The following is a 25,512-nucleotide window of genomic DNA, read 5'->3' on the forward strand; positions in this document are numbered from 1 at the left end:
AAATCTCTCACGGACCAGTCAAAGATCAATCGTCGCGGTTTTCTCGGAACGGTGGGAGCCGCGGCAACCGGGCTGGCGCTCGCCGGCCAGACCACCGCCACGGCGCAGGCCCAGGACACGACCTCCGCAGCCTCGGACTCCAATCCCGAGGTGCTGACCCGTACCCTGCCCCGCACCGGTGAACGGGTGACCACGCTGGGCCTCGGTACCTTCCTCACCTTCGACCTGAAGCCCGGCGATCGTCGCGACGCTCTTCGTCAGGTCTTCGAACGCTATGTCGCCGCCGGCGGTCGCGTGGTCGACACCTCACCGCTCTATGGCTCGGCCGAGGTCAGCGTCGGCCAGTTCATGGGCGAGTTCGAAGGCTCGGACGAGATGTTTCTCGCCAACAAGGTCTGGGCCACGGGCGAATATCTCGGCGACGAAACCCATGCCGAGGAAAGCTTCCGGCAGTCGCGGATGCGCACATGGCGCGACACGATCAATCTCATGCAATGCCACAGCATCACCAATGCATCGGTCACCATCCCGCTTATGAAGGCATGGAAGCAGGAAGGACTGATACGCCATGTCGGCATCACTCATCATGAGTCGGCGGCGCAGGACCAGTTGCTGGCGATCGTCGAACGCGACGACGTCGACTTCATCCAGACGAACTATTCGATCTTTAATCGCGATGCCGAGCGCCGCCTGCTTCCCGCGGCTGCCGAGAAGGGCGTCGGTGTGCTGATCAATCTACCGCTCGAAAAGGCGCGACTGATGAAGGTGGTCGAGGGGCAACCGCTTCCCGGTTTCGCGGCGGAGTTCGGCGCGACGAGTTGGGCGCAGTTCTTCCTCAAATGGGTCATGGCGCATCCCGCCGTCACCAGCGTGTTGTGCGGCACCTCGAACCCCGATCACATGAGCGACAACGTCCAGGCGATGACCGGACCGCTTCCCGACGAGCGCATGCGCGCCCGCATGGTCGCGCACATGGAAACGATCCCCGGCTTCGGCTCCATCGGTTCCATGCCTTGGTATCCCGGCAAGGAGGATATGTATTCCGGTCTCATCAAGGAGGCTCAGGCGAACGCCGTGAGGCGACTTCAGTGACCGGCCACAGCCAGCCGAGATACCAGTGAATTCGACACTTGGAGACCGACCTTGCCTTCTAGCCGACGCTCCCTATTGATCGCATTTCTAACGCTGCCTCTGATCCACGCAGCCAGGACCAAGGCATTCGCGCAAGCAGGCCCCGAACTCCCTCTGACCCTGGAATGTCGCGACGGAGACGACCTCACTCTGGAGCGGGAAGCCGGTCCGTTCTTCAAGCCGAACTCGCCGCGCAATCGGAAACTCCATGCGGACGCCCTCCACGGTGAACGGATAACGGTTGCCGGACTTGTCCTCGACAAGCGCTGCCGACCGCTCGCCGGAAGCCTCGTCGAGATCTGGCATGCGGACGAAAACGGCGATTACGACAGCATCGGTTTTCGCCTGTGCGGGCACCAGTTCACCGACGCGCAGGGGCGCTGGTGGTTCAACACTATCGTGCCCGCGCTTTATCCTGGCCGAACGCGTCATTTCCATTTCAAGGTCCAGCGCCCAGGTGGACGCGTCCTCACCACCCAGCTCTATTTTCCCGGAGAGCCCGGAAATGTCGGAGATCGGCTCTTTCACGAGACACTCCTCCTCGACATGAAGCAAACCGGCGACGGACGGTTCGGACGGTTCGATTTCGTAGTTTGAATGAACCAAGTCCGTTTGATCGGAAGCAAGTGCGCCAGTTGCGGAGTGCAAGCAGCATGACTGCAGCTCACCCGGCGACTGGCCAGTGGTGGTGGGGCTTAGCTCAGGCGTTGAAGCCGGCGTCTACACTGAGAACCGCACCCGTAATCAGACTTGCAGCGGGGCCAGCAAGGAACGCGACAGCGCCGGCGACTTCACGGGGCTCGCCCACGTCAGGGATTGTCCGCGGTAGGACGTACCCGAATCTCGGCGATGCGCAGGATCTTGCGACGCTGAATGCGGTAGACGGCAGCCGGAGGCACGTTTGCGAAGGTGCCGCCCAAATAGGTGGCCTTGAGGCCCAACCGGTCGAGCAACGGACGCGATACCGGACAGCGCGGGCCATACGTGAACTGATAAAACGCACCGTTGGTGCGAAGGTGCGCGAAAGCGCCCTCCAGGATGGAATAGACCGTGCGGGGCGGCATCGACAGAAGCGGCAGGCCGCTGATGACAGCCCCTGCCGGGGTGTCGTCGAATAGCTCAACGCTACGCAATCGCGCCGCATCCATGCACAATGTCTTCGCACGAGGGAAATCGGCATTCAGTTTTGCGGCAAACTCCGAACCGAATTCGATGAGCGCGAGTTTCTCCTCGGCAACCCCCCGCGCCAACAGCGCGCGCGTGAACACCCCCGTTCCGGGACCGAGTTCGAGGATTGGCCCGGTTTCCGCAGAAACCTCCGATACGATCAAAGCCGCCAGCGCCCGTCCGGATGGTGTGACGGCCGCAACCCTGAGCGGGTCGGATAGCCAGGCGCGGAAGAACTGGAGGGTCTCTGATGACCTGTTCAGCATGCTTGATCCTCCGAGGAGGTCCGGCGCCAATTGCTTCGCCCAAGCAGTCGCCAGATCAGCACGGACAACGTCTCGACGCCAAGAACGAGGAGCAGGAACTTAATCGCCAAGGCTGATGCATTGAGGTCGGGGATCGACCGTGCGGCCGTGTAGCCCGCGGCGAGGAACAGACCATTCCACAGGGCAGTGCCCAGTAGAGTGCCGGCAGCAAAGCGCCACGCATCCAGGCGAACAAGCGCAGCGGCCAGCGGCGCGACGAACCGAACTGCCGGGATAATTTGCGCAATCAGGGACAGGCTCCTGTCGCGCGCTCGGAAGGAGGTCAGCATCTTGTCGATGCGCCTCGGCGGCAGACCCAAGAGCCGTCCACTTACATACAAAAGCTTGGCGGATATATCTTGTCCGACAGCCCGGACGACGAGGAACAGTACAACACTGGCGAATACACTTCCGCAGGTCGTCATGATGAAAGCGGCCGGCAGCGACCAACTGTCTTCGGCCGCAGCCATGCCGATTGCGACCAGCATGCCATGGGAAGGCAAAGCCGGGACGAAGCGTTCCGCCAGTCCGGCAGCGAACAAACCAAGCATTCCGAAAAGAGCAATCCAGTCGACGAGACTTGCGAGCGGGTCCATCCCTCAAGCCTCCGCGGGAACGCTGGGTCCATCTAGACCTGTGCGGAGAGGTGTCGCCGCAGCAGCGCCGAAATCGACGCCCGCCAGCTTTTCCGAGACGTCCCAAAGCCGGCGGGCGACATGCAATTCCAATGCATCTGCGGGAATTGCCGCCTCGCTCGGATGGCCGCGTGTCTCCGAAAGCCTGTTAGGACCGTAGTACCTGCCTCCGCGGGCATCCGGTGACGTCGCCGCGAACAATGTGGGCAGAGCTCCCTGCGCCGCCGGCTGAAACAGAAACCACAGGACCGATCGCAAAAGTCCCTGAGCGCTGTGTCGACCCGGGGCGTTGTGCAGAAGGTCCGTCCGCGAAACTCCGGGATGGGCCGCAATACTTGTCAGGCCCCAGCCGGCTTCGTCACTTCTGCGCTGAAGTTCGAGGGCGAACATGAGGCAGGCGAGCTTGGATTGGGCATAGACCGGCATCGGCTTGTAGGCCCTTTCGGCCTGCAAATCGTCGAAGTCGATGGCGGCATTCCGGCGCACCGCGATACTGGAGAGGGTGACCACACGAGGATCGTGTCCTCGCCTGAGCAGGGACAGGAGATGTGCTGTCAGCGCAAAGTGACCGAGATAGTTCGTTCCGAACTGAAGTTCGAAACCATCGGTCGTCGCCTTGCGCTGGGGTGGCGTCATGACACCGGCGTTGTTGATCAGTGTATCGATGCGATCGCGGCTCTCGCGCAACCGCTGCCCGAATGCGGCGACAGAGGCCAGATCTGCGAGATCGACGGGTTCGAAGCTCACGCTCGCGTGCGGGACGGACTGTCTGATGCCGGCGATGGCTTCGCTTCCCTTGCGAGGGTCTCGTCCGGCCAGAATGACGTCGCCTCCTGCGCGCGCAAGCGCAAGCGCGTCCTCGAAGCCGAGGCCGCCTGTGCCGGTGACGACGATGGTCCGACCGTGCTGGGACGGCATGTCCTGGCTGGTCCAATTCTTACACATCCTGAAAATCCTCCCGTAGCCTTCAGGAGGAAGCCGTCTGGAGAGGCTGCAATACCGCCTCAGCCAGCGCCGCCTCGCGCATCGGGGTTGCCCTGTCCCGATATTCGGCGTCCATCACCATGTCGGCGAAAGCCCTGCGGTTGGGATAGCGGACGAGAGCCACCGCGTCCCAAGCCTGTCCGGGCTCCGCCGAAAGCGCCGGGAGGCCATTGCCCACATAGACGATTTCCGCCCCGAAACGCGCGACGATCGGCGAGGCGACGGCCAGGTACTCCGTGTACCGCTCCCTGCCGCCGTCCTCTCGGAACCGCAGGAGATTCAACATGACGATGGCTTGTCCGTCGTCTTCAGCCAGGAAGTTTTCGAGTGCATTTTCAATGAGCGTAAGCATAGCAACCTCGGATCTGGGGTGATGGAAAGGGACCGGCCTGAGTGCTGCCGTTCCTTCGGCAGTTATTTTTGAAGGAAATCTGCGACCCTTTGGTTCGCGACCAGAAAGGCGAGACCGGCCAAGGCGCTGCCGAGCGGTACGATCAACAATCCGAGCCCCAAGCCGTTAGCAATGTTCGCCTCGGTTGCGGTGTCGCTGATGATGCCGACAAGGATTGGTCCGAGTGCCGGGCCCACGAGGCCGGTGCCGATCATCACAAGACTGGACGCCTGCGCCTGCAGGCCAGGACCGGCAACGAGATGCGCGGCGCCGAACCCCCAGGGCAACATGAAGGAGAAGGACAGCATGGAGGGAACGAGAAATGCGATCGACATCCACCCTGTGGGCATGAACAGCGCGGCCGTCGTCGTCAGACTGGCAAGCAGCAGGAGAATTGCCGGCGGCCCAAGAACTCTGCCCGTGCCGGATCGTGCCGCGCTGTCGAACCAGCGGCCGCCACCCAGCGCACCGAGGATGCCCATCAGCCCTTGGAGAAGCCCGAAGGCGAGGCCCACTTCGCTGGCGGTGTAGCCGTAGGAGCGGATGAGAAACGGTGCGATGAATGCATAGAACGGTGCGGCAGCGAAGCCGAGGAAAATGGCGCCGACGAACATCCAGCGAAACGCCGGGGTGGCGAGCAGATTGAGGGCGGTACGCAAGAAGGGCTCATTGTCGCTCGCCGAACGTCTGAGGGGCGGAGTCGGACCGGCGACAAGGATCGTCACGAGCCCGATCACGATGCCGATCGACCCAGCGCCGATCAACGCTGTACGCCAACCCAAGGTATCTGCGATTGCGCCGCCGGCGGCAAAACCGGCCATCGTGCCGAGCGGGATTCCCATGGCGAATAATCCGATCACGAATCCGCGCTGTTCGGGCCGGATCTTTCTCGCGATCAGCGCATGCCCGGCGGGAACCGCGCCGGCCTCGCCGAAAGCGACGCCAAATCGGGTCAGGGCCAAAAACAGGAAGCTTGCTGCAAAACCGCCGAGTGCAGTCATCACGCTCCAGACCAGGATGCAGGAAACGAGCACAAATCTCGGTGATCCGCGATCGGCCGCGCGTGCAAGTGGCAGTGATAGAAGCGCATAGCAGACGGCGAATGCCAGGCCGGTGAGCAGGCCCATCTGTGTATCGCTCAAGTTCAGATCAGCTTTGATGGATTCAGCCAGGATGAAGGGAAGAATTCTATCAATCTGCGAGAACGCGTTGATCAGAATCAGAGTGATGCACATGGACGCAACGCGCCAACCTTCAACATATGCATCGCTGGTATTTTCAGCGTGATATGGTCGCGTGATCGTTAATGCGGTTGACTGCGCTGACGTCTCTGTCATTCCTGAGCTGCTCCTCGCTTGTTGGCATAATCAAGCTAAATGGAGCGCCCAATGATCAGAATGCCCGAACCTTCAAGAAATTTGCCTAATCCTGCAGATGGCGATAGTCTGTCGAAGGGTCAGGTGTTGCTCTGGCCGGATAAACGACTGGAGGCGCACATGACGTCATCGCTTCTGGCGGCGGTCAACGCATATATCGAGGAACAGGGTGGCGGCCAGGGCTTGTTCCCGACGCTGATCGAAGGATTCAACATCGTCCGCTCGTTTCAGGCCATGTTGCCGGTCCGGGCAATTTACCGGCCGTCGCTCTGCGTCGTCTTGCAAGGCGCCAAGGAGATTCACTTCGGCGACGATCGCCTCGATTATGGCGCCATGGACTGCCTGGTCGTGAGCGTCGAACTCCCGGCAACGGGACGGATCGTCGAGGCCAGCGCCGAAGCTCCTTATATCGGTGTTGTCATCGATTTCGATGTAGCTGTGGTGCGCGACGTCCTTGAGCAACTGGAAGAACCGCCTGAGCCGATCGCGGAGTCTGGGCCCTGCGTGTTCGTGGGTAGAGTGGACGAGACCTTGGTTGACTGTGTCATGCGCCTCATGCGCATGACGGCTTCGCCCAAATCGATCCCTATCCTTTACCCTTCGGTGATGCGCGAGATCTGCTACTGGCTGGTCAGCGGGCCGCGTGGCGGGGAGTTGCGTAAGCTGGTATTGCCGGAGTCGAATGTAGAGCGGGTCGCCAAGGCGATCTCGGCATTGCATCTCAACTTCGCTCGGACCTTGCGGATAGAACAGCTCGCCGAACTGGCCGGGATGAGCCCATCGTCGTTTCATCAGCACTTCAAGGCACTGACGTCCATGACGCCGCTGCAGTTCCAGAAGCAATTGCGTTTACTCGAGGCTCGTCGATTGATGGTGTCGGAGGCGGCAAATGTCAGCGACGCGGCTTATCGGGTGGGTTACGAAAGCGTTTCGCAATTCAGCCGAGAATATTCGCGCGAGTTCGGTATCGCACCAAAGCAGGATGCCCTCAATCAGCAGCGTCTTTACAAAACCTATGCCAGCCGCAGCGTGCGGACAGCTTAAGTGCGATCCTGGCGCGGAATTGGCTGGGCTCCTAACTGCTTTGCCCGGGAGCGCTTTCTGGACGAGCTGGCCCAGCGCGCAGGCTCAGACCCGGTAAGCTATTGGCGCAGACTGCTGGCCGGGGTCGCCACGTGCCTTGGCTGTCCTCGACGCGGCCGTGGAGATGGCCGATTTCGGGAACGCGCCCGAGGGGCAGGCCCATGGCCTTGGCCTTCGCGGGCTACAAAGCGACCCGGCGCATGGTCATGGTCTGACCAAGCAGCGACGTACCGACATATCCCCGCAGCTCGAGCTTGCCTTTCACCAGCGATGCCCGGCCGGAATAGGTGCGCCCTGACGAACCGTCGTAAAGTGTACCGCCCTCCCAGCGACGATCGCGGGGGTCCCATTTGAGGTTGTTCACGAACACAATGCCCTGCAGCGAACGCGATCTGAGCTTCGGATCGGGATTATGAATGTCCTTTTTGAAGGTCTTGCCGTCAGCTTCAACCACCCGATTGCCATAGACCATTCGGGCGGCGTAAATCCCACCGGCGTCGAAAATCTCAAGCTTCAAGCTACCGTCTTCAGCTTCCCACAGGCCGACGATCTCGCTTGGAGAAGACGCCTGAGCGGAGGCATTTCCAGTGGCGAGGCCGCTCATCCCCACCATCACGGCGGCTGCAAACAGAGATCCTTTAACCGATTTGCGCATTCGTCTGTTCCTTTCTAAAGCCTATGGCAGGCGCAAACACAGCACGTTGCTTGCCGCCGCATTGCGACTATCGCGCGGGCTCCTGAGAGCCTTCGAGCGAAGGGGCAACTCAGGTGACCGCTCAAAACTGTTCCCAAGTTTAGGCTTTGCATGCTAAGTATGGGCGTCGGCGACGCGAATGCCCGAAATCTCAAATTTCGTGCCTGATCATGCAGTCGCCCTGTAAAGAGCGCCCGATAACCGCATCTACGCTGCCGGCGCAACTGGCAGCGTCACAAAACTTGTGCCCACGTCAGCGCTCGAGATCTCTCCCCTTGTAAACGTCCACGTCTCGCCAGGGCGATGGAGGGGCTCATGTGAGGCATTCGAGAATAACTACGCGCTGAATTTCGAGCAAGGTGTGACCCAAACGAAACGACCTTCGGCATACCCAAGGCGGTTCGTGGAGGCTCCGTCAACTCAGCTGCCAATACCTGAAGGGCCGTTTTCAGAAGACGTGGATAGGTGGCATCCATTCGAACTGCCGATCGAGACGTTTCGCTCCGTGACGCGAATAACGGCGGCGGTCTGCTGGGCATCCACAAACCCGACCGTTTCGCCGCCTCCCGGTACGGTAAGCGAGGCGGTACTGAGGATGGTCGCCACGACGCCTGCGCTCACCAGAAACTGCATCGGAACGTTGCTGACCGCCGACAAACGATCCGACACGTAACGCGGACTCTCTGAACCGGACAAATGACGCATTTCTGAGCTCCGTTTTTGAAAGGCACCTTCGGTAAGCAACGGTGCCGACTGATGAGGACCACCATAGGCCGAGCATGTCGCAGGGGTTTGTCAGGTACGGCCGAAGTTGTATCAGTCTGTCACAGGGTAGCTGTCGGATCAGCTTCTGTAGCCATTGGCTGGGGCAGGCGTCTTTCTTTCCAGCTGCGTTTCTGCTGTAGCGACTATTCAGCCGCCGCTCCGCAACGCGGGAAAATGCGGAGGTTGAAGCTTTATCTCAGCCAACCGGCGTCATGGCCGTACGGCCGGCGTCTCTATCGGCAGGCCCTGGGCCTGTTCCATGAGGTAGAGTTCCAGTTCGACGAGTTCGGGCGCACCGAAGGCGAAGGGTTCGGCCCTGACCCCAACCATGCAATTGCGCAGGCGCCGCTGCAGCGAGCCGACGCCCTGCCATTCCAGCCGGTAGAGCGGATAGCCGTTCGGATGCGCCTGCGGGATGACGCTGCCGCCCAGCCGCTTGCCCCAATTGGTGTGATGGCAGGAGGCGCATGAAAGATCGAGCTGGCCGATCCGGCTCTGGAACAGCCGTCGGCCATTGTCACGGAACGGCGCAAGCCGGGCGTCGGTCGCCGGTGGAATCGGCATGCCGCGTGACTGGTGCGCAACATAGGTCGTCAAGGCGAGCAGCGCGTCAGACTCCGGTGCCAGCGGCTCGGCCTCTTGTCTTGCAGCCCGGCAGGAATTGATGCGTCCGACAAGGTCGGTCGGGCGCCCTGTTGCTTCATCATAGGCCGGGTAGCGGGCCGCTACGCCGCGCATCGTCTGGCTGGCCTCGCCATGGCAACCGGCGCAGGCGATTTCCGCCTTGCCCTCCGCCTGGTGCCAGAGTTGCTCACCCTGCAGCACCCACAGCATGCCGGGATTTGCCATGTCGTCAGCCTGCAGCGCTTGCGTCTCTCGCGTCATGAAATCGAAGCCGGACCGCTTCTCGCCATCCTTGATGCCGGCGGCGGCGACCATGCTGCAGGTCAAGGCGCCGACGACGCCGGCAAGGCCCCAAAGGGCGCGCATCAGCTCACCGTGATCTCGGCCGACGCCGTCTGCGTCTCACCGGCATCGTCCGTCCAGGTGAACGCGATCGTGCCGCTCGTCGAAGCGACGAGCGTGAAGGCGATGAAGGGATTGGCCGACACTGCCGGATAGAGATCGGCCCAAAATACCTCCTCGCCGCCATAGCTGCAGGCGAAGCGGCGGATGATGTCGCGAGGTATGTTGGTCCCGTTCGGGCCGACACGGTAGCCGGTTTCCATCGGATGCGCGATCATTGCCTTGATCTCGACGACCTCGCCCTGCTTGACCGCTTTCGGCACATTGACGAGCGCCCGCGCCGTCACGACAGATCCTCGATGCAGGCGGCCAGCGTGACGATCGCGCTCGCCCGGCTCGACCAGAAGCTGCCGTCGCTCATCTCCGCGACCGCGACGACCACTTGGGAGGTCGCGAGCCGGATGCGCGTTGAGACTTGCGCGCGGCCCGAGCGTGGCCCGAGATGGAAGACGATGACATTCGCTTCCGGGTTCTTCTCGTTGAAGATGCCGATGCGGCGCACATGATTGTCAGCCGTCATCGGGCTTTCCGCATTGACCGTGATCCCGACCGCATTGCCGTTCTCGACCAGCGGCGGAAGCTCGAGCCGGACGCGGCCGTCCTGCGCGTCGGCGCCTCCGGTGAAGGTTCGGATCGCCTCTTGGAGGCTCGGTCGCGCAAGAACCTGCCGCGGCAGGCTGACCACCATCAGTCCCGCGATCCCGGCCGCGAGCAATTGCCGACGTCCGACAGGGAGAAAGAGACCATGATTTGGGCGTGAACCGTTCATCGTCATCCTTTCAGCGTGGTGAGATAGGCGACGATATCCTCGATATCGGCACCGGTCAGGATCGGCTTGCTGCGCCAGACGGTGGCGACACGCCGGCCTTCCTCATCCGCGACCCGGTAGTAGGAAGGCATGATCGTGTTCGGCGCGAGCCGCTTCATGTCGACCACGCGCAGCCGGATCTGGCCTTCCGAAAGCCTTGCCCCGACGCCGGTCAGGTCGGGCGCCAGCGTGCCGTGCAGATGCGCATCGGGAAAGGGCCCGCTGTGGCAGAGCGTGCAGAGGCTGCGCTGCCGGTCCGAGATCAGCGCGTCGCCGCGCGCCGGATCACCTTTGCCGCCAACCAGAGGCTCCATGATCGCATCGCCGGTCACGACGTAGGATCCCACCTCCTCGCCGGCACCGGGCGAGGCCGCAAGCAGCAATCCCGTAAGAGCGAGGCAAGCCATCTTCATCATCCGAACACTTCACTGGTGATCGTCCGGAACCAGTCCTCCGCATAGGCCGCTTCCAGTTCGCGAACGGAAAGCGGTGCTTCGAGCGGGCTGGTGCCGCCCGCACCTTCCACCTCGGCAAGCAGACCGTCGCGCGGCTGGTAGACGCCGGCGATCGAGATGCCGTAGCCGGGCGCGACCAGACTGTAGCAGGTGTTGATGAGCTTCGGCGACGCCGGCTGCCGCTCCCTGACCAGCGCGGCTACCGCCGCAGCGCAGGCTTTTGCCTGGGCATTGGCGCTGAAGGCGGATTTCGGCATCGCCCCGCCGATCGCCGCGTCGCCGACGACGTGGATCGCCGGCTGCAGGCGGGACTCGAAAGTGATCGGGTCTATCGGGCACCAGCCCGTCTGATCCGCGACACCGGCCGACTGCGCGATCCTGCCCGCGCGCTGCGGCGGGATTACGTTGGCGATATCGGCCTTGTGGCTGCCGAACTCGGTCACCAGCGTCCTTGTCGCCGGGTCGACTTCCGTCACCCTGCCGCCCGAGGACAGCGGCACCCATTCGATCAGGCCGGGATAGAGCTCTCGCCAGGCCGCTTCGAACAGCCGCTGCTTCGAAAAGGCGTCCTTGGCGTCGAGGATGATCAGCTTCGAGCGCGGCTTGCTGGTCTTGAGGTAATGCGCGATCAGGCTTGCCCGCTCGTAGGGGCCGGGCGGGCAGCGGAACGGATTGGCTGGCGCGGAGAGGATGACGACCCCACCGTCCGGCATCGCCGTCAACTGGTCGCGCAGCAGCAGCGTCTGCGGCCCCGCTTTCCAGGCATGCGGCATGACCTCCGCCGCCGCCTCGTCGTAGCCCGACAGCGCGTCGAAGCGCAGATCGACGCCGGGCGCCAGCACCAGACGCGCGTAGGCGATGTCAGTGCCATCGTCCAGCCGGACGCGCCGGCGCCCGGCATCGAAGGCGACAGCGCCCTTGCGGATCAGCCCGATGTCGCCGAACCGGTCATAACCGAAGGTCTGCGCCTCGATGCCGCGCAGCCCTGCAAGCACGGCATTGCTGAACGGGCAGGCCAGATAGGCCGCCTCTGGCTCGATCAGCGTCACGGCAAGGTCGCGATCCAGTTGCTTCAGTGCGCGGGCGCAGCTTGCCCCGGCAAAGCCGCCGCCGACCACGACCACTTGGGGCTGCACCTGTGCGCGCGCATGCGGCGCGGCAAGGACGGTCGCGGCGACGCTGGCCGCCGCGCCGCCGATCAAGGCTCTACGGCTGGGCATGGCGTGCCGCCTCCGGTTTGGCGAGCCATTCGGCGATGGCACGCGTCTCCTCCTCGGTATATCCCCTGGCGATGCGGTCCATGACCGTCGCCTTGCGCTCACCGGAACGGAAGGCTTGCATCTGGGCGACGATGTCTTCCGCCGCGTGGCCGTCGAGCGAGGGGATGGCTGAGCCGAGCGCCGCCGGCCCGTGACAGCCGGTGCACGCCGCAGCACCGGGCGCCGCGTCGGCCCACCCCGGCGTGCTGGCCGCGAGCACCGCAAGCAGGACGGGCGCCGCAAGCAGGGCGGGCGCGGGCGATCGTCCGCCGCGCCTGTCCTTCGAGGATCTCAGGTCATGCGAGGTCATGGTTCTTCAGTGGCAGTGTGCGGATGCGCTTTCCAGTGGCGGCGAAGATCGCATTGAGGACGGCCGGCGCGGCGACCGCGATGGTCGGCTCGCCGACGCCGCCCCAGAAGCCGCCGGACGGCAGGATGATCGTCTCCACCGCCGGCATATCGGCCATGCGCACGACCTCGTAGCTGTCGAAGTTTTCCTGCTCCATGCGGCCGCCATTGACGGTGCATTCGCCGTAGATGCAGGCGGATAGGCCATAGACGAAGGAACCTTCGACCTGCCGCTCCACCTGTGCGGGGTTGACGACATGACCCGGATCGGTGGCCGCCACGATGCGGTGGATCCTAAGCTGCCCGTCGGCGACCGATACCTCCGCTGCCGCCGCCACATAACTGCCGAAGCCCATGATCTGCGCCAGGCCGCGGTGAACGCCAGCCGCGGGCGGGGTATCCCAGCCGATCCGTTCGGCGACCGCCTCCAGCACGGCGAGGTGCTTCGGATGCTTGGCCATCAGCTTGCGTCGGAAGGCGAGCGGGTCGACGCCGGCCGCATGGGCGAGTTCGTCCATGAAACACTCAACGTAGAGCGCGTTCTGGTTGAGGTTCACGCCACGCCAGAAGCCTGGTGGGATCGGCGGGTTGCGCATGGCATGGTCGACAAGCAGATTGTCCACCGTATATCCCAGCGTGCCTTCCGTGCCATTGAGGACGAGGCCCTGGAAGACGACCGGGTCCATGCCGTTCTGCATGCCTTCCGGCCGCACCGCGGCAAGGATCGACTGGCCGGATATGCGCATGTGCAGAGCGGTCAGGTTGCCGTCCGAGTCGAGCGCGCCCGTCAGCCGGCATCGCGTGGTCGGGTGGTAGGCGCCGTGCAGCATGTCCTCCTCGCGCGACCAGACGAGCTTTACGGGCGCTCCTGGCACCTGCCTGGCGATTCTGACCGCCTGGCGCACGTAGTCCTGGAAATTGCCCCGCCGGCCGAAGCCGCCGCCGAGATGTATCTTGTGCACCTCGCATTGCTGCACCGACAGGCCGGCGGCCTCGGCCGCCGCCGCAAGGCTCGCCTCGCCATTCTGGGTCGGCACCCACACCTCGCAACGCTCCGGCGTGTAGAGCGCCGTCGCGTTCATCGGCTCCATGGTCGCGTGGTTCTGATACGGGAAGGCATAGGTCGCCGTGACCGTCCGGTCGGCGGCCGACAGGGCAGCACCAACATCGCCTTGCTCGGCGCCAATAAAGGCGTCATTCGCGCCGAGCCCCTCTTCGAGCATCGCCGCGATCGAGGCGCTGGTGACCTGCCTGTTGGGACCTTCGTCCCAGACGACCGGCAGGGCATCGAGAGCGGTCTTCGCCCGCCACCACGTATCGGCGACAACCGCAACGGCGGTCTCGTCGACCTGAACGACGGTGCGCACGCCGGGCATTTCAGCCACCGCCGCCGCGTCGAAGCTCTCCACCTTGCCGCCGAAATACGGGCAGGCCCGGATCGCCGCGTTGAGCATGTTCGGCAGCTTGAGATCGGCGCCGTAGACCTGGCTGCCGTTGAGTTTGCCGGCGGTGTCGAGCCGCGGCAGCGGCTTGCCGGCTATGGTCCAATCCTTCGGGTCCTTCAGTGTGACATTGGCGGGCGGTGTCATCCGCGCGGCGGCGGCGGCCAACTGCCCATAAAAGGCAGCGCGATCTGATACTGCATGTGTGACTACGCCCATCGTTGCAGTGCATTCGCTGGCCGGCACCCCCCATTCGGCGGCCGCAGCGGCAATAAGCATCTCGCGCGCGACGGCGCCACCAATGCGAACATATTCGTGCGATTCGCGGATGCCGCGGCTGCCACCGGTCGAGAAATTCCCCCACACGCGGTCGCGCGCGAGATTCTGGGCTGGCGACGGATATTCGGTCGTGACCTTGGACCAGTCGCAATTCAACTCCTCGGCGACGAGTTGCGCCAGGCCGGTCAGCGTCCCCTGCCCCATCTCGGAGCGGGCGATGCGGATGACCACCGTATCGTCGGGCCTGATCACCACCCAGGCATTGATCTCCGGCGCCGTCTCGGCGCCATCGGCAAGCGCAGGCTTGATGAACGGCACGTTGAATCCGAGGGACAGACCGCCGGCCGTGGAGGCCACCCCGATGATGAAGCTGCGGCGGGAGATGGAAATTATGGCGTTCATGACTGTTCTCCTCAACCGCGTTGCGTGGCTTCGCCGCCATTTGCGGCCAGCTTGATCGCGGCACGCACCCGGTTATAGGTGCCGCAGCGGCAGATGTTGGTGATCTCGGCGTTGATGTCCTCGTCCGCAGGGTTCGGGTTCTGCATGAGCAGGCTCGCCGCAGCCATGATCATGCCGGCCTGGCAGTAGCCGCATTGCGGCACATCGAGCGCCAGCCATGCCTGCTGGACCGGATGCGAACTGTCCGGCGAAAGCCCCTCGATCGTGGTGATTTGCTGGTCCGGCTCGACCGCGCTCACCGGAAGCACGCAGGAGCGCGTAGCGACGCCGTCTATATGGACGGTGCAGGCGCCGCAGGCGGCAACCCCGCAACCGTACTTCGTCCCGGTAAGCCCGATCTGCTCGCGGATCACCCACAGCAGCGGCGTGTCCGGATCGACCTCGATGTCACGTGGCGTGCCGTTGATGATCAATCTGGCCATTGTGCAATCCTTTCGATCAAAGGCTGGCGAGGACCACCGTCCGGATGCCCCGCGGCATGGCCCGGCGGCAAAGACCGGAAGTCCCGGCTAGCGACGAGGCCAAGTTAGCCAGGAGCTGTCGCAGAACCTTGTCCCGATCAGCGGTAGTTCATGGCAAGTTGTCGCAGGCGCAGCGCTCTGTTACACTTCGTTACACTTCTCACGCTTTGTTGATGCCGCGTGAGATTGCCGCCATGGTGCGGAAGGTGATCATCCATGTAGACGCAAACTAGACATCGTCGATGTCTATACTGGCCGGCTATTTAGCGGCGGCTTTGGAGCATTGCATGGAAGTGGCGCAGCACATCGCGGTCGTGGACGACCACAGGGACATCCGCGATCTCGTGGGGAAATACCTCACCCAGCAGGGTTATCGCGTCAGCATCGCCGACAGCACGGCTGCGCTCAAGCGGCTGCTCGACCGCAGCCTGCCCGATCTCATCGTCCTCGACGTCATGATGCCTGGCGAGGACGGCATCGCCGCCTGCCGGCACGTGCGCGCGACGGTCGACGTTCCGATCATCTTCCTTACGGCTATGGCCGAGGAGGTCGACCGGATCGTGGGCCTCGAGATCGGGGCCGATGATTACCTGACCAAGCCGTTCAATCCGAGGGAACTGTTGGCGCGGATCAAGGCCGTGCTCAGGCGCGTCCACAGCCTGCCGCCGCAGCGCGGTCGTCTCAAGTCGAACGCGCTTCGGTTCGACCGCTGGACGCTGAATGTCGGACGCCGCGAGCTGGTCGGGCTCGACGGCGTGGCGGTCGCGCTCAGCACGGCTGAATTCCGCCTTCTCACCGCCTTCATCGAGCATGTCGGGATCGTGCTCAGCCGGGATCAGCTGCTCGACCTCACGGTCGGGCGCATCGCCGACAGTTTCGATCGGGCCGTCGACAACCAAGTGAGCCGGCTGCGGAAGAAGATCGAGGTGGACCCGAAGAGTCCGATGCTGATCAAGACGCATTGGGGTGGCGGCTACTGCTTCACCGCCGAGGTGGCCCAGGCATGATGCTGTTGTGGAGACGCAGCCTGGCGGCCCGCTTTCTCATGCTGGTGCTGTTTGCGCTCGCTTTGTCGCAGGCGATCACCTTCCTGATCTCGTGGGACGAGCGCGGACAGGCCCTGCACGCGGCGGCCAAGGGCGAGTTCGTCAGCCGCACGTCATCCCTTGCCCTTCTGCTGGACACGACGCCGCCCTCGCTTCGTCCCGACATCCTCAACGTCAGCGGCACGGCCTATACGCGCTTCTGGACCTCCGACGACGGACCGAGCAATCCCCTCGCCTGGCAACGGGAAGCCCTGACGCAGCTCGCCAAGCCGCTGCCCGGGATTGCCGGCAAGTATGCCGCCTACATGAACGGACAGGCCTCGACCGCAGTCGATGCCGCCGATCCTTCCGTGCCGCCGCGCATGCTGGATTTGTCCGGCAATGGCATGCCCTTCTCGCGGCCGGCCAAGTTTCTTTATATGGACGGCGCCCCAAACGGTATGGGCCTTTCCGTCCGCCTCGACGACAGCACCTGGCTGAATGCCGCCTACGCCAAGGCAATGCCGAACGCCTTCTGGACGACTCAATCGGCGATATCGCTGGCGCTCACCGCACTCATCCTGTCCGCCATAGCGATTTTCGGGGCGCGGGCAATCGCGCTTCCGCTGCGACGGCTCGCCAATGCCGCTGAACTGTTCGGCCGCGGCGAGGCTGTGCCGCGGCTGCCGGAATCGGGGCCGGACGACATCCGCCTGACCGCCGAAGCGTTCAACCGCATGCAGGAGCGCCTGCAGCGCTTCGTCGAAGACCGCACGCGCATGCTGGCGGCGATCAGCCACGACCTGCGCACGCCGCTGACCTCGCTCCGGCTGCGCGCGGAATTTGTTCAGGATCACGATCTCCAGGAAAAGATGTTGAAGACCATCGAGGAAATCCAGACGATGACGGAGGCGGCGCTCGCCTTCGCGCGCGAGGACGCCGCGGTAGAGGCGACGCGGACCGTCGATCTTTCGGCGCTGGTCGGCAGCCTCTGCGACGATCTGGCAGAGCTGGGCCAAAACGTCACCGTCAGCGACGGGCCCAAGGTGCTGTATCGCTGCCGGCCGGACTCCCTGCGTCGGGCGATCCGCAACCTCGTCGAAAATGCCGTCCGTTACGGCGGGCAGGCCAAGGTGAGCCTGATCAGGAGTGCCGACAGCCTGGACATCGTAGTCGAGGACGCCGGACCCGGCATTCCGCAAGGCGATATGGAACAGGTGTTCGCCCCCTTCTTCCGCCTGGAGCAGTCACGCAACCGGGAGACCGGCGGCGTTGGACTCGGCCTGTCAATTGCCCGCGCCATCGCGCGTCACCACGGCGGCGACATCGCACTGGAAAACCGGAGCCGGGGCCTTCGCGCGGTGATCAGGCTGCCGTTGATCGACATGGCCAAGCAGCTTGCCCCGGCGCCTGTGCCTGAGACGAGCCCTCCGAACGGACTGCGATCCTTGCCGGTTTGACCGAAACCCGTCCCGCGATCCGAACTCACGCGCTGCCACGCCACGATCAAATCATCGCCGTCGCAACGAAGGACAAGTCACCACCCGCATCCTCCCCAGCATCCTTAGCCCTGGCCGCCGCTCTCGCTGTGAGCGGCTGGTCCTCCCGGAAGCTTCGGGCCACCAGCAAAGCCCTCCCCTTAACGTTCCGCAGAGGTCATCCGATGAACCATTCACACGCCACGACACGCGACCACGTTATTTCCACCGGAGTTGCGACCGCATCCCTGGCGACGTCTATCACGCGAGCGCGTGCGTTCCTGGTTGGGCTTTTGGCCGCCGGCCTGCTATTGCCGGCCGCCGCTTCCGCGCAGCAGGCAGACGGCGAGCGGCTGTTTCGCCAGCGCTGCGGCACCTGCCACAGCCTGGAGCCTGGCCAGAACAGGGTCGGCCCGCATCTGTCGGGCATCATCGGCCGCATGGCCGGCAGCGTCGAGGGTGCCCGCTATTCGGCCGCGTTGCGGGAGTCGGGCATCGTCTGGGACAGCCAGTCGCTCGATACCTTCCTTGCGGCGCCGCGCCAGAGGGTGCCGGGCACGTCGATGACAGTGGGCGTTCCCAATGCCGCCCAGCGCGCCGCAATCATCTCCTATCTGGAAGCCGCTAGCGCGCAATAGCGGCTGCCCAACGCGCGCCATACGATAGCCGCTAGCAGTTTGGCTAAGCAAGCTTGTCGGAACCTTGACGCCAACCACAAGCGCAGCCAGTCTTAGTGGACGGCATGTTCCGGAAGTCAGGCTTATGGAGGAGCGGCGCGGGCACGCGCTGGCGCGCAGGTTCAGCTCACTTGAGCGGAGTCACGGTAGCGGAGAGTCCTAATTTTGTCTTCTTGCGACGCATGGTGCAGGTCGCTATGCCTCAAGTTTGTTCGAAGACAGTCTGCGCGAGGAACGCGGCACCGAGGCTGGGGCACATGCGTTCCCTACCTTGCAAACTCGGCCTTGCAAACTCGGATGCCAAATGCTGCCGCCCAAGACATGCAATTCAGTCAGACTTGGCGGCGCAATCTTTCTTGCGCCGCCTGTCCAACCACACCCTCATGGCATGGCGGTTGAACTTCTACGCTCGAGGGAGAACTCCGTGCGTCAATTGCCGGCCCATGGGGCACGATCGGCGGGGCCGCTTTCGGGCTGCGCCTGGCTGTGTTCGGGAACGACGAATTGAGGCAGAGATGCCGCATGCTTGGTGGAAGAAGTAATCTGGCTGTCGACACCGGTCACGAATCCGCGGGTCGGGTCGCGGTCCGGGTTCTGGTTCGCAGCGAAGGAGATGCCTGTCGTTGCGACGAGGATCATCAGGGCGGTTACAAGCTTAGTCATCGTATTTCCTTTCTTGGAATGAGCAGATCCACCGATCGACGCCACAACGGAATATTCGTTCCCGGCTTGGCAAACATTTCCGGCTTCCGGTCACATCACCGTGATGAGACTTCCTGCTTACCCGTGAGATCTAAACTGCACATGTCGCAGGGGTTTGCCCGGATTCGATGAAATTGTATGAAAATGTACCCGGCGGCATCGCGGCACTGGACTTCTGTCGCTTCGGCATATTTGGCGACAATCTTGCTCGCCGGGGTGGCCGACCGCCCAACCATCCGCGCAAGCCGTTACCGGGTCCGTCGGACGGACGGCGGTGAGGGCTGTGCCGGGTGCCACGGCCGGGAAAATCAATGCGGACGCCTTGGTGCGGCTGGCGAATGCACCAAGGCGAAGAACTTGTCTTGAAAGCAAATTGCCGAGAGGCCGGGGCAGCGGTCAGTCGCGGCATGCGCCGGTTGCTCATCGACATAGTCGGCTTTCCTGGACGGATTGAACAGCTTGCGGGTCGTGACAAAGAGCAACGGAATGAACAATACCCCCAGCACGGTCGCGGAAATCATGCCGCCCATGACACCGATGCCGATCGAATTCTGGCTTCCCGATCCCGGACCCTGCGCGATCGCCGGTGGCAGCACGCCGAGAATGAAGGCGAGCGACGTCATCAGGATCGGCCGCAGCCGCTGACGGGACGCTTCGAGCGCCGCCGCCACCAGCTCCTTACCGGCCTTCTGCTGATCGATCGCAAATTCGACGATCAGGATGGCGTTCTTGGCGGCAAGGCCGATCGTCGTCAGCAGGCCGACCTTGAAATAGACGTCGTTGGACTGGCCGAACAACATTGCGGCGGCCAGCGCGGCGACACGATCCGCTTCTTGCGGCAATTTCGCTGCTGAAACGGCTCTATGCCGAGAAGCGTCGGACGCTCCCGGAGCGCGTGCCGGTCACCCACCTCCAAGCGGATCGACGGCTTATCCTCGAACAGGGAAAGCCTGATCGTCGTCTCTACGAGATCACCACACTCGCGGCCTTGCGAGACCGGCTTAGATCTGCGGACATTTGGGTCGACGGCAGCCGATCCTTCCGGCCGATCGACGAGCATCTCATGCCTAGGGCGACATTCACCAAAATGAAGGAGTAGGATCGCCTCGGACTGGGCGTCCAGGCTGATGGCGCGCAGTGGCTTGCCGAAGCGCGTCAAATGCTCGACTTCAACCTGAAGCGCCTCGCGCACAGAGCACGGTCCGGAAAGCTCGACGGTGTTCGTCTTAAGGCCGGGACGTTGATCGTGACTCCAACGGCCGGCGAAGTCCCGGCGGCGGCCGAGGAACTGAATGCCGAAATCAGCGATATGTATCCAATGGTTGAGGTGCCAGACCTGTTGAGGGAAGTGCACGACTGGACTGGCTTCGCCGATCACTTCACTCATGTCCGCACCGGTGACGTCCCAAGAAATGTCTCGGCCATGCTGGCCGGCGTACTGACGTCGACACATGCCAGCGAACTGAAAAATGGCAGATCGGGCCGGTTGGAAGCTGTGCGCGAGCATCGCGAGAAACGCCCACAATCCGGCGCGATCACCCGCCGAGCAGTATTCCGGCAACATGAACTGCGGATGTGGCACGCTCTGTGCTCGTAGCCTACCCGCAGCCAGCCGAAACGCCCGTTCGCCGCCGAAATGGGCCGAATCCCGGACACTCTGCCACGATGCGAAAGCCCCTCGTGTGTCTGCGTTGCATCACCTTTCTGACTCAAGTGTATGTGCTCAGACGTGAGTGTCTATAACTCGTCGATTCCGTCAAATCGGGTGGATTGAGCGGCCGAAAGTAGAAGCACCGAGCTTGGACCGATCGCAAGTGGTTGTGCAGTCGTGTAACAAACTGTGTAACACACAACGATAAAAGATGAATATTTTCAATGTCATAGGTATAAATTCGAAAGACGCTCTCTCCGCCATCCTGCTTCGCTCTTCGAGCTTCGCAGGACTGGCTCGATCTTTCGGACGAAGCGGGATGACCTCCGAAGCTTAGCGTAGGAGGTCGTCTCAGAAGCCGAAAAACTCCTTGCGCAATGCGTCCTCGTATTTTCTCTTCAACTCCAGAACCCCGCCGCGCACTTCATCTTCTTAAAATGCGCAGCTTCCCATTTGTCGACCTCTGCAACTGAATGATTGACAGAGACCAGGTCTTCTTCCTGCCTGATCGCCGCGATCCATTCCTCTACCGCAGCTTTGTAGGCGCTCTGGAGCTGGTCGAGATCGGACGTATCGACTGGCATGGCACACTCCATCGTTGGTGCCATTCTTGTAGGTCAGCCCGATGGACAAACTAAGACAGCTTGTGGGGGCGCGACGCCGACATTCAGGGCGCGTCGGCAAATGTCGTCTCGCGATTATCAACTTCCAAGGTGGTAGTGTTCCCGACATAGTGTCCTCGCTTGCCGGTGACATTTGGAACAGTCGCAGCCTGGCATAGGAGATCAGTCCTGAACCGGCGCATCCTTGTCATCAATCCCAACAGCAACGAAGCCTTTACCGCCGGCATGGACCGCAGCGTTGGACGGCTCCGATTTGTCGACGGACCAGAGATCCACTGCCGCACCTTGGCCGAGGGACCATTCGGTATCGAAACGGCGCGGCAATCGCAGGAGCTGATCCCCTCCCTTTACAGGCTCATCGAGCGTGAGAAGGACAATTATGATGCATTTGTTGTCGCCTGTTTCAGTGATCCTGGCGTCATCGGAGCGCGTGAATTTTCGGCCAAGGCCGTCATCGGGCTGTGCGAAGCTGGTGTGGGCTTCGGCCCTGAGCTTTGGCGAGCGTTATGGCATCCTCACCAACCTCGACGACGACATCAATGGCGAGCTTCGCCTGTTGAGAACCCTGGGATTGGAAGCAAGGCTGGCCGGCATCGAGGCGGTCGGCATAAAGGTTCCGGATCTTGTGGACACCCCTGAGGTCTTTGAAGCGTTGCTCGCCGGCGCGCGTCGCCTGGAGCGGCGCGGAGCACGCGTGGTCGTGCTGGGCTGCGCCGGCATGACGCCCTTCGCACAGCGTCTGCGACAGGAGACCGGTCTTTGGATCATTGATCCCCTGATGTCCGCTGTCGGGTTGGCGACGGCAGCCGTATAGCAGCGCCGCCGCTCGAGAGGTTTCGGCGTCCTGGACCACCGGCTGTGCAGTGACATCTCACTGGAGAGTCGCCACCCTGAAACCGAAGGGCTCTTCATCCACATCGGGCCTCTGGTCGGACCACCATTTCGCTGGCGAAAACCCACATTCGGCGTATCATTCCTGTGGGAGAGGGTTCATGGCGGGAGAAGCCAATGAACGCAGCGCTGAGTGTGCCTGTCATAGACCTGACGGCTCAGGAACTTGTTTCATCTACGCTTTCAAAATTCCGCGCCGGCGACACCATATCGACCAGGGCGGCATTGGACGCCATCCGTCGGATGAGCCCGGCTTGCCAGGACAGCGACGACGATCTGGTCGAGCTTGTCGTGATGACGGCAATTGGTAAGACCATGGGTGTCGTGTTCGACCATCGGGCACGCTAATGCATGTCGCGCAAAAGCATGCCCTCGGCTTGACCCGAGGGTCCGCAGCGGTTTGCGATAACGACAAGCATCGCCGTTGCGCCTGCCATCGGCAGCGCGCGATGAGTCCCACCATCTGGCCAGCTATCCCTCGCCTGGACTGATCCGATCGAAACCTCGCGCATTACGCGTGGCTGTCTGTGGGTTGCGGTGCGGCACCTGCCCGTCCGCCCCCCTTCATCCGGCCGATTTCGCAACGCAACCAAGCCTTTACCTTCTAGCCAGTTTGGCGTTGCCCCAACGTCATCTTCGTGGTCCGCTACAACCAGGGCGCTCATTGCGGCCGCTTTACCGACCGTTCAGGCAATTACAGGAGATAACAATGGGCATTTTCGACAAGATCAAAGGCGCGATTTTTGGCAGCGAGGTTGCCGCAGAGCAGCCGGTAATCCGGGGATCGGCCGCGCCTGCATCGCCGCCTGCTTCGAGCACGACCCCTGACGTAACCCCAACGACGACGGCTACCGGGTCCGGGCCGGTGGTGGACAGCACCGCCGCTGCGGCGCCGTCCGCGCCGTCCGTGCCGAGCACAACGTCCCCGATCCCCGATGTCGCCGCCATCCTCAACCAGGCGGTTGCCGCCAAGGGGCAAAAGCTCAACTGGAAGAGCTCGATCGTCGACCTGATGAAGGCTCTCGACATCGACAGCAGTCTCGCCGCGCGCAAGGAGCTTGCTCGCGATCTGAACTACACCGGCGACATGAATGATTCCGCGACCATGAATCTGTGGCTGCATGGCGCGTTGATGAAAAAACTGGCCGAGAATGGCGGCAAGATTCCGGGTGACCTGGCGGCCTAATTCGGCCTGCCCCGAACCTGGGGTTCGGACTTGGGTCAAACCTGAACAACGGTCCATCCCGCTCGGCCGGGATGGATCTGGCTCAAGGGAACCCTGGAAAATCTTCGCCGTTATGCTCTCGGTCGAAACGAGGAGAGCCGCCATGGCAGAGGACAAGACCAGGACCGACACAAGCGACCGCTCAGAGATAGCCGACGAAGATGTGCGGCATTTCGCCGAGGAAGCTGGCATCACGCTCGACCAGGCCCGGACCCTGATCAAGCGCCACGGCAGCGACCGCAAGGTGCTGGAAGAAATAGCCGAAAGCATAAAAGGATCGTAACAGCGTGATAGCCGTGAATCCTGGGACGCTTTTATCGGTTTTCTAACAAATTCGGCCTATTCCCATTCTGATCGTGGGGAGTTGGGCTTTTGGTGCAAACAGACAAGATCGCCGCGCGACATGCCATTGCGCTGTCCGTTGTGGTGCCGTGCTACAATGAGATCGGCGGGATCGCCGAGCTCTACCGGCGCGTGACAGCCGTTTGCCAAGCACAGGCCGGCCATTCCTACGAGATCGTGCTGGTCATCGACGGCGCAACCGACGGCACCCGCGAGGCCATTTTCGAGCTCGCCAGACAGGACGGCCACGTCGTCGGCATCGATCTTGCCCGCAACTACGGCCACCAGATCGCGCTCAGCGCCGGCCTGGAGTTTTGCCGCGGCCAGCGCGTTCTCATCCTCGATGCCGATCTTCAGGACCCGCCGGAACTGCTCGAAGCCATGCTGGCGAAGATGGATGAGGGCTTCGACGTCGTCTATGGCCAGCGGCTGAAGCGCCAGGGCGAAAGCTGGTTCAAGCGCGGCACCGCCGCATTGTTCTACCGCCTGCTGCGCAAGATGGTCGATGTCGACATGGCGCTCGATTCCGGAGACTTCCGCCTGATGAGCCGGCGCGCGCTCGATCATCTCAATGCGATGCCGGAGCGCTATCGCTTCATTCGCGGCATGGTGAGCTGGATCGGCCTGAAGCAGGTGGCCTTTCCCTATGAGCGGCATCAGCGCTTCGCGGGCACCACGCACTATCCATTGAAGAAGATGGTGCTCCTGGCGATGGATGCGATGACCAGCTTCTCCATCGTGCCTTTGCGGTTTGCCTCGCATCTCGGCATGATCTTCGGCCTGCTCGGGCTTGCCGCGCTCGGCTACACCCTCTTCTCATGGTTTGCCGGCAGCGTTTTGCCCGGCTGGACCAGCCTGGCCGCGATTGTCCTGATCCTGGGCAGCGTCCAGCTTCTGGTCCTCGGTATTTTCGGCGAGTATCTCGGGCGCATGTATATGGAGACCAAGCGGCGGCCCCTCTACCTCGTCAACGAGATCGCTGCCCACGATCCTGCCGCCGCGAAGCTGCCCGTCCATCACTTGCAGGAGCTGGCCCGGGAAATGACGAAAGGAGCCGCGCGTGCTTCAGGCCGAGTTTGACCAATTCGCGCTCGAATATCAGCAGCAGCACGCCGCAAGCATCCGGCTGAGCGGCGAAACGCCGGATTTCTTTGCGCAGTACAAGATCGACGACGTAGCGGCACGGCTCGCTCGCTCCGGCATGAAACCACGGCGGATACTCGACTTCGGCGCCGGCGTCGGCAATTCGCTCGGACCTATGCGCGCGGCATTTCCCGACAGCGACATCACCTTGCTCGACCCATCCTCGCAATCGCTCGATATCGCCAGCAAGCGCTTTCCCGGCCAGGCCGATTTCAGGCCCTTCGATGGCGAAACCATCCCTTATGAGGATGGCAGTTTCGATCTCGCCTTCGCGGCTTGTGTGTTCCACCACATCCCTGAAGACCTCCATGTCGGCCTGATCAAGGAGATCGAGCGCGTGCTGACCGTCGGCGGCAGCTTCTTCCTGTTCGAGCACAATCCCTGGAACCCGCTGACGACGCACGCGGTGAGAAACTGTGCTTTCGACGAGAATGCGGTGCTGATCAATGGCCGCGACATGCGCGCGCGAATGGAAGCCGCGGGCTTCTCCAGGCCCGACATCGTCTACCGGATTTTCTTCCCGCGCCTGCTCGCAAGATTGCGGCCCCTTGAACGTTACCTGACCAGGATTCCTGTGGGGGCTCAATATTTCGTGCATGCTGTCAAGCTTGCCGTCTGACCGAACGCCTTGCCGTCGGATGAGCGACCAGCCGAAACCTCTGACCAATCTGCCGCAGAGCGGCC

At 62.7% G+C, this 25,512-nt stretch carries 30 protein-coding genes and 3 pseudogenes; 14 read left to right on the forward strand and 19 right to left on the reverse strand.

Annotated features, from left to right (window positions below):
* Positions 1-51: 51 nt before the first annotated feature.
* Complete coding sequence (locus OHD62_RS11945; RefSeq protein ID WP_263782896.1) at positions 52-1,092, forward strand: aldo/keto reductase; 1,041 nt, start codon at positions 52-54, stop codon at positions 1,090-1,092.
* A 51-nt stretch (positions 1,093-1,143) separates the two neighbouring features.
* Positions 1,144-1,728: an intradiol ring-cleavage dioxygenase gene (locus OHD62_RS11950; protein WP_263782897.1), complete on the forward strand. Its 585-nt coding sequence runs from the start codon at positions 1,144-1,146 to the stop codon at positions 1,726-1,728.
* A 103-nt stretch (positions 1,729-1,831) separates the two neighbouring features.
* Here OHD62_RS11950 and OHD62_RS11955 read toward each other — a convergent pair whose 3' ends face one another.
* From OHD62_RS11955 to OHD62_RS11980, 6 genes are all read right to left on the reverse strand, one after another.
* Positions 1,832-1,939 carry an SDR family oxidoreductase gene (locus OHD62_RS11955; protein WP_412177370.1) on the reverse strand — a complete coding sequence of 36 codons (108 nt, stop codon included), beginning with the start codon at positions 1,937-1,939 and terminating at the stop codon, positions 1,832-1,834.
* Position 1,940: 1 nt separating this feature from the next.
* Positions 1,941-2,564 (reverse strand): class I SAM-dependent methyltransferase, encoded by a 624-nt coding sequence (locus OHD62_RS11960; RefSeq protein WP_263782898.1) that lies wholly within the window; start codon positions 2,562-2,564, stop codon positions 1,941-1,943.
* On the reverse strand, positions 2,558-3,199 hold the full coding sequence (locus OHD62_RS11965; RefSeq protein ID WP_263782899.1) for a DedA family protein: 642 nt from the start codon (positions 3,197-3,199) through the stop codon (positions 2,558-2,560). Before OHD62_RS11965 ends, OHD62_RS11960 begins: the two co-directional genes overlap by 7 nt.
* 3 nt (positions 3,200-3,202) lie before the next feature.
* Positions 3,203-4,183, reverse strand: a complete 981-nt coding sequence (locus tag OHD62_RS11970) for an SDR family oxidoreductase (RefSeq protein ID WP_263782900.1) — start codon at positions 4,181-4,183, stop codon at positions 3,203-3,205.
* A gap of 22 nt (positions 4,184-4,205) precedes the next feature.
* Positions 4,206-4,574 (reverse strand): DUF1330 domain-containing protein, encoded by a 369-nt coding sequence (locus tag OHD62_RS11975; protein ID WP_263782901.1) that lies wholly within the window; start codon positions 4,572-4,574, stop codon positions 4,206-4,208.
* Between the two features lie 62 nt (positions 4,575-4,636).
* Positions 4,637-5,950 carry an MFS transporter gene (locus tag OHD62_RS11980; RefSeq protein WP_263782902.1) on the reverse strand — a complete coding sequence of 438 codons (1,314 nt, stop codon included), beginning with the start codon at positions 5,948-5,950 and terminating at the stop codon, positions 4,637-4,639.
* Between the two features lie 159 nt (positions 5,951-6,109).
* Between OHD62_RS11980 and OHD62_RS11985 the strand changes: the two genes are divergently transcribed.
* Entirely contained in the window at positions 6,110-7,033 is a 924-nt protein-coding gene (locus tag OHD62_RS11985; protein ID WP_263783863.1) for an AraC family transcriptional regulator, read from the forward strand.
* Positions 7,034-7,253: 220 nt separating this feature from the next.
* Here OHD62_RS11985 and OHD62_RS11990 read toward each other — a convergent pair whose 3' ends face one another.
* The 10 genes from OHD62_RS11990 to OHD62_RS12035 all read right to left on the reverse strand — a co-directional run bounded on the left by OHD62_RS11990 (position 7,254) and on the right by OHD62_RS12035 (position 15,032).
* Positions 7,254-7,727, reverse strand: coding sequence for a DUF2147 domain-containing protein (locus tag OHD62_RS11990; RefSeq protein WP_263782903.1), 474 nt, complete (start codon positions 7,725-7,727; stop codon positions 7,254-7,256).
* Positions 7,728-8,186: 459 nt separating this feature from the next.
* Positions 8,187-8,471, reverse strand: a complete 285-nt coding sequence (locus OHD62_RS11995) for a hypothetical protein (protein WP_263782904.1) — start codon at positions 8,469-8,471, stop codon at positions 8,187-8,189.
* 270 nt (positions 8,472-8,741) lie between these two features.
* Positions 8,742-9,521, reverse strand: coding sequence for a sulfur oxidation c-type cytochrome SoxA (soxA, locus tag OHD62_RS12000; RefSeq protein ID WP_263782905.1), 780 nt, complete (start codon positions 9,519-9,521; stop codon positions 8,742-8,744).
* Entirely contained in the window at positions 9,521-9,844 is a 324-nt protein-coding gene (gene soxZ / locus OHD62_RS12005) for a thiosulfate oxidation carrier complex protein SoxZ (protein ID WP_263782906.1), read from the reverse strand. Before soxZ ends, soxA begins: the two co-directional genes overlap by 1 nt.
* Entirely contained in the window at positions 9,841-10,326 is a 486-nt protein-coding gene (locus OHD62_RS12010; RefSeq protein WP_263782907.1) for a SoxY-related AACIE arm protein, read from the reverse strand. The genes soxZ and OHD62_RS12010 overlap by 4 nt, the downstream gene beginning before the upstream one ends.
* Positions 10,327-10,328: 2 nt before the next feature.
* On the reverse strand, positions 10,329-10,781 hold the full coding sequence (gene soxX, locus OHD62_RS12015) for a sulfur oxidation c-type cytochrome SoxX (protein ID WP_412177371.1): 453 nt from the start codon (positions 10,779-10,781) through the stop codon (positions 10,329-10,331).
* On the reverse strand, positions 10,778-12,040 hold the full coding sequence (locus OHD62_RS12020; RefSeq protein WP_263782908.1) for an NAD(P)/FAD-dependent oxidoreductase: 1,263 nt from the start codon (positions 12,038-12,040) through the stop codon (positions 10,778-10,780). The genes soxX and OHD62_RS12020 overlap by 4 nt, the downstream gene beginning before the upstream one ends.
* Entirely contained in the window at positions 12,027-12,389 is a 363-nt protein-coding gene (locus OHD62_RS12025; RefSeq protein WP_263782909.1) for a c-type cytochrome, read from the reverse strand. The genes OHD62_RS12020 and OHD62_RS12025 overlap by 14 nt, the downstream gene beginning before the upstream one ends.
* On the reverse strand, positions 12,376-14,550 hold the full coding sequence (locus OHD62_RS12030) for a xanthine dehydrogenase family protein molybdopterin-binding subunit (RefSeq protein WP_263782910.1): 2,175 nt from the start codon (positions 14,548-14,550) through the stop codon (positions 12,376-12,378). The genes OHD62_RS12025 and OHD62_RS12030 overlap by 14 nt, the downstream gene beginning before the upstream one ends.
* Positions 14,551-14,561: 11 nt before the next feature.
* Complete coding sequence (locus OHD62_RS12035; protein ID WP_263782911.1) at positions 14,562-15,032, reverse strand: (2Fe-2S)-binding protein; 471 nt, start codon at positions 15,030-15,032, stop codon at positions 14,562-14,564.
* 326 nt (positions 15,033-15,358) lie between these two features.
* On the opposite strand from OHD62_RS12035, the gene OHD62_RS12040 reads away from it, so the two are divergent.
* The 3 genes from OHD62_RS12040 (at position 15,359) to OHD62_RS12050 (ending at position 18,212) form a co-directional block, all read left to right on the forward strand.
* Positions 15,359-16,078, forward strand: a complete 720-nt coding sequence (locus tag OHD62_RS12040; RefSeq protein ID WP_263782912.1) for a response regulator — start codon at positions 15,359-15,361, stop codon at positions 16,076-16,078.
* A complete protein-coding gene (locus tag OHD62_RS12045) occupies positions 16,075-17,556 on the forward strand; it encodes an ATP-binding protein (protein WP_263782913.1) in 1,482 nt (493 codons plus the stop codon). Before OHD62_RS12040 ends, OHD62_RS12045 begins: the two co-directional genes overlap by 4 nt.
* Before the next feature lie 203 nt (positions 17,557-17,759).
* A complete protein-coding gene (locus OHD62_RS12050) occupies positions 17,760-18,212 on the forward strand; it encodes a c-type cytochrome (protein WP_263782914.1) in 453 nt (150 codons plus the stop codon).
* A gap of 468 nt (positions 18,213-18,680) precedes the next feature.
* On the opposite strand, the gene OHD62_RS12055 is transcribed toward OHD62_RS12050, so the two are convergent.
* Together OHD62_RS12055 and OHD62_RS12060 are read right to left on the reverse strand one after the other, a co-directional pair.
* Complete coding sequence (locus tag OHD62_RS12055) at positions 18,681-18,914, reverse strand: hypothetical protein (protein WP_263782915.1); 234 nt, start codon at positions 18,912-18,914, stop codon at positions 18,681-18,683.
* Between the two features lie 491 nt (positions 18,915-19,405).
* Positions 19,406-19,768, reverse strand: a pseudogene (locus OHD62_RS12060) (efflux RND transporter permease subunit); the annotation flags it as partial.
* Here OHD62_RS12060 and OHD62_RS12065 point away from each other — a divergent pair.
* Positions 19,759-20,394: pseudogene (locus OHD62_RS12065) on the forward strand (Tn3 family transposase); the annotation flags it as partial. The pseudogenes OHD62_RS12060 and OHD62_RS12065 sit on opposite strands and share 10 nt — an antisense overlap.
* A gap of 608 nt (positions 20,395-21,002) precedes the next feature.
* Here OHD62_RS12065 and OHD62_RS12070 read toward each other — a convergent pair.
* Positions 21,003-21,188 carry a hypothetical protein gene (locus OHD62_RS12070; protein WP_263782916.1) on the reverse strand — a complete coding sequence of 62 codons (186 nt, stop codon included), beginning with the start codon at positions 21,186-21,188 and terminating at the stop codon, positions 21,003-21,005.
* A gap of 264 nt (positions 21,189-21,452) precedes the next feature.
* On the opposite strand from OHD62_RS12070, the pseudogene OHD62_RS12075 reads away from it, so the two are divergent.
* From OHD62_RS12075 to OHD62_RS12105, 7 genes and pseudogenes are all read left to right on the forward strand, one after another.
* A pseudogene (locus tag OHD62_RS12075) lies at positions 21,453-21,614 on the forward strand (Asp/Glu racemase); the annotation flags it as partial.
* A 1-nt stretch (position 21,615) separates the two neighbouring features.
* A complete protein-coding gene (locus tag OHD62_RS12080) occupies positions 21,616-22,041 on the forward strand; it encodes an aspartate/glutamate racemase family protein (RefSeq protein WP_263783865.1) in 426 nt (141 codons plus the stop codon).
* A gap of 194 nt (positions 22,042-22,235) precedes the next feature.
* Positions 22,236-22,466 carry a hypothetical protein gene (locus tag OHD62_RS12085; protein ID WP_263782917.1) on the forward strand — a complete coding sequence of 77 codons (231 nt, stop codon included), beginning with the start codon at positions 22,236-22,238 and terminating at the stop codon, positions 22,464-22,466.
* Between the two features lie 361 nt (positions 22,467-22,827).
* Positions 22,828-23,304: a DUF3597 domain-containing protein gene (locus tag OHD62_RS12090; RefSeq protein ID WP_263782918.1), complete on the forward strand. Its 477-nt coding sequence runs from the start codon at positions 22,828-22,830 to the stop codon at positions 23,302-23,304.
* Between the two features lie 142 nt (positions 23,305-23,446).
* Positions 23,447-23,626: a DUF3606 domain-containing protein gene (locus OHD62_RS12095; protein WP_263782919.1), complete on the forward strand. Its 180-nt coding sequence runs from the start codon at positions 23,447-23,449 to the stop codon at positions 23,624-23,626.
* 89 nt (positions 23,627-23,715) lie between these two features.
* Complete coding sequence (locus OHD62_RS12100) at positions 23,716-24,765, forward strand: glycosyltransferase family 2 protein (RefSeq protein WP_263782920.1); 1,050 nt, start codon at positions 23,716-23,718, stop codon at positions 24,763-24,765.
* On the forward strand, positions 24,746-25,447 hold the full coding sequence (locus OHD62_RS12105; protein WP_263782921.1) for a class I SAM-dependent methyltransferase: 702 nt from the start codon (positions 24,746-24,748) through the stop codon (positions 25,445-25,447). Before OHD62_RS12100 ends, OHD62_RS12105 begins: the two co-directional genes overlap by 20 nt.
* Positions 25,448-25,512 lie beyond the last annotated feature (65 nt).

Source organism: Mesorhizobium sp. YC-39 (genome assembly GCF_025753795.1).
Taxonomy (GTDB): Bacteria; Pseudomonadota; Alphaproteobacteria; order Rhizobiales; family Rhizobiaceae; genus Mesorhizobium.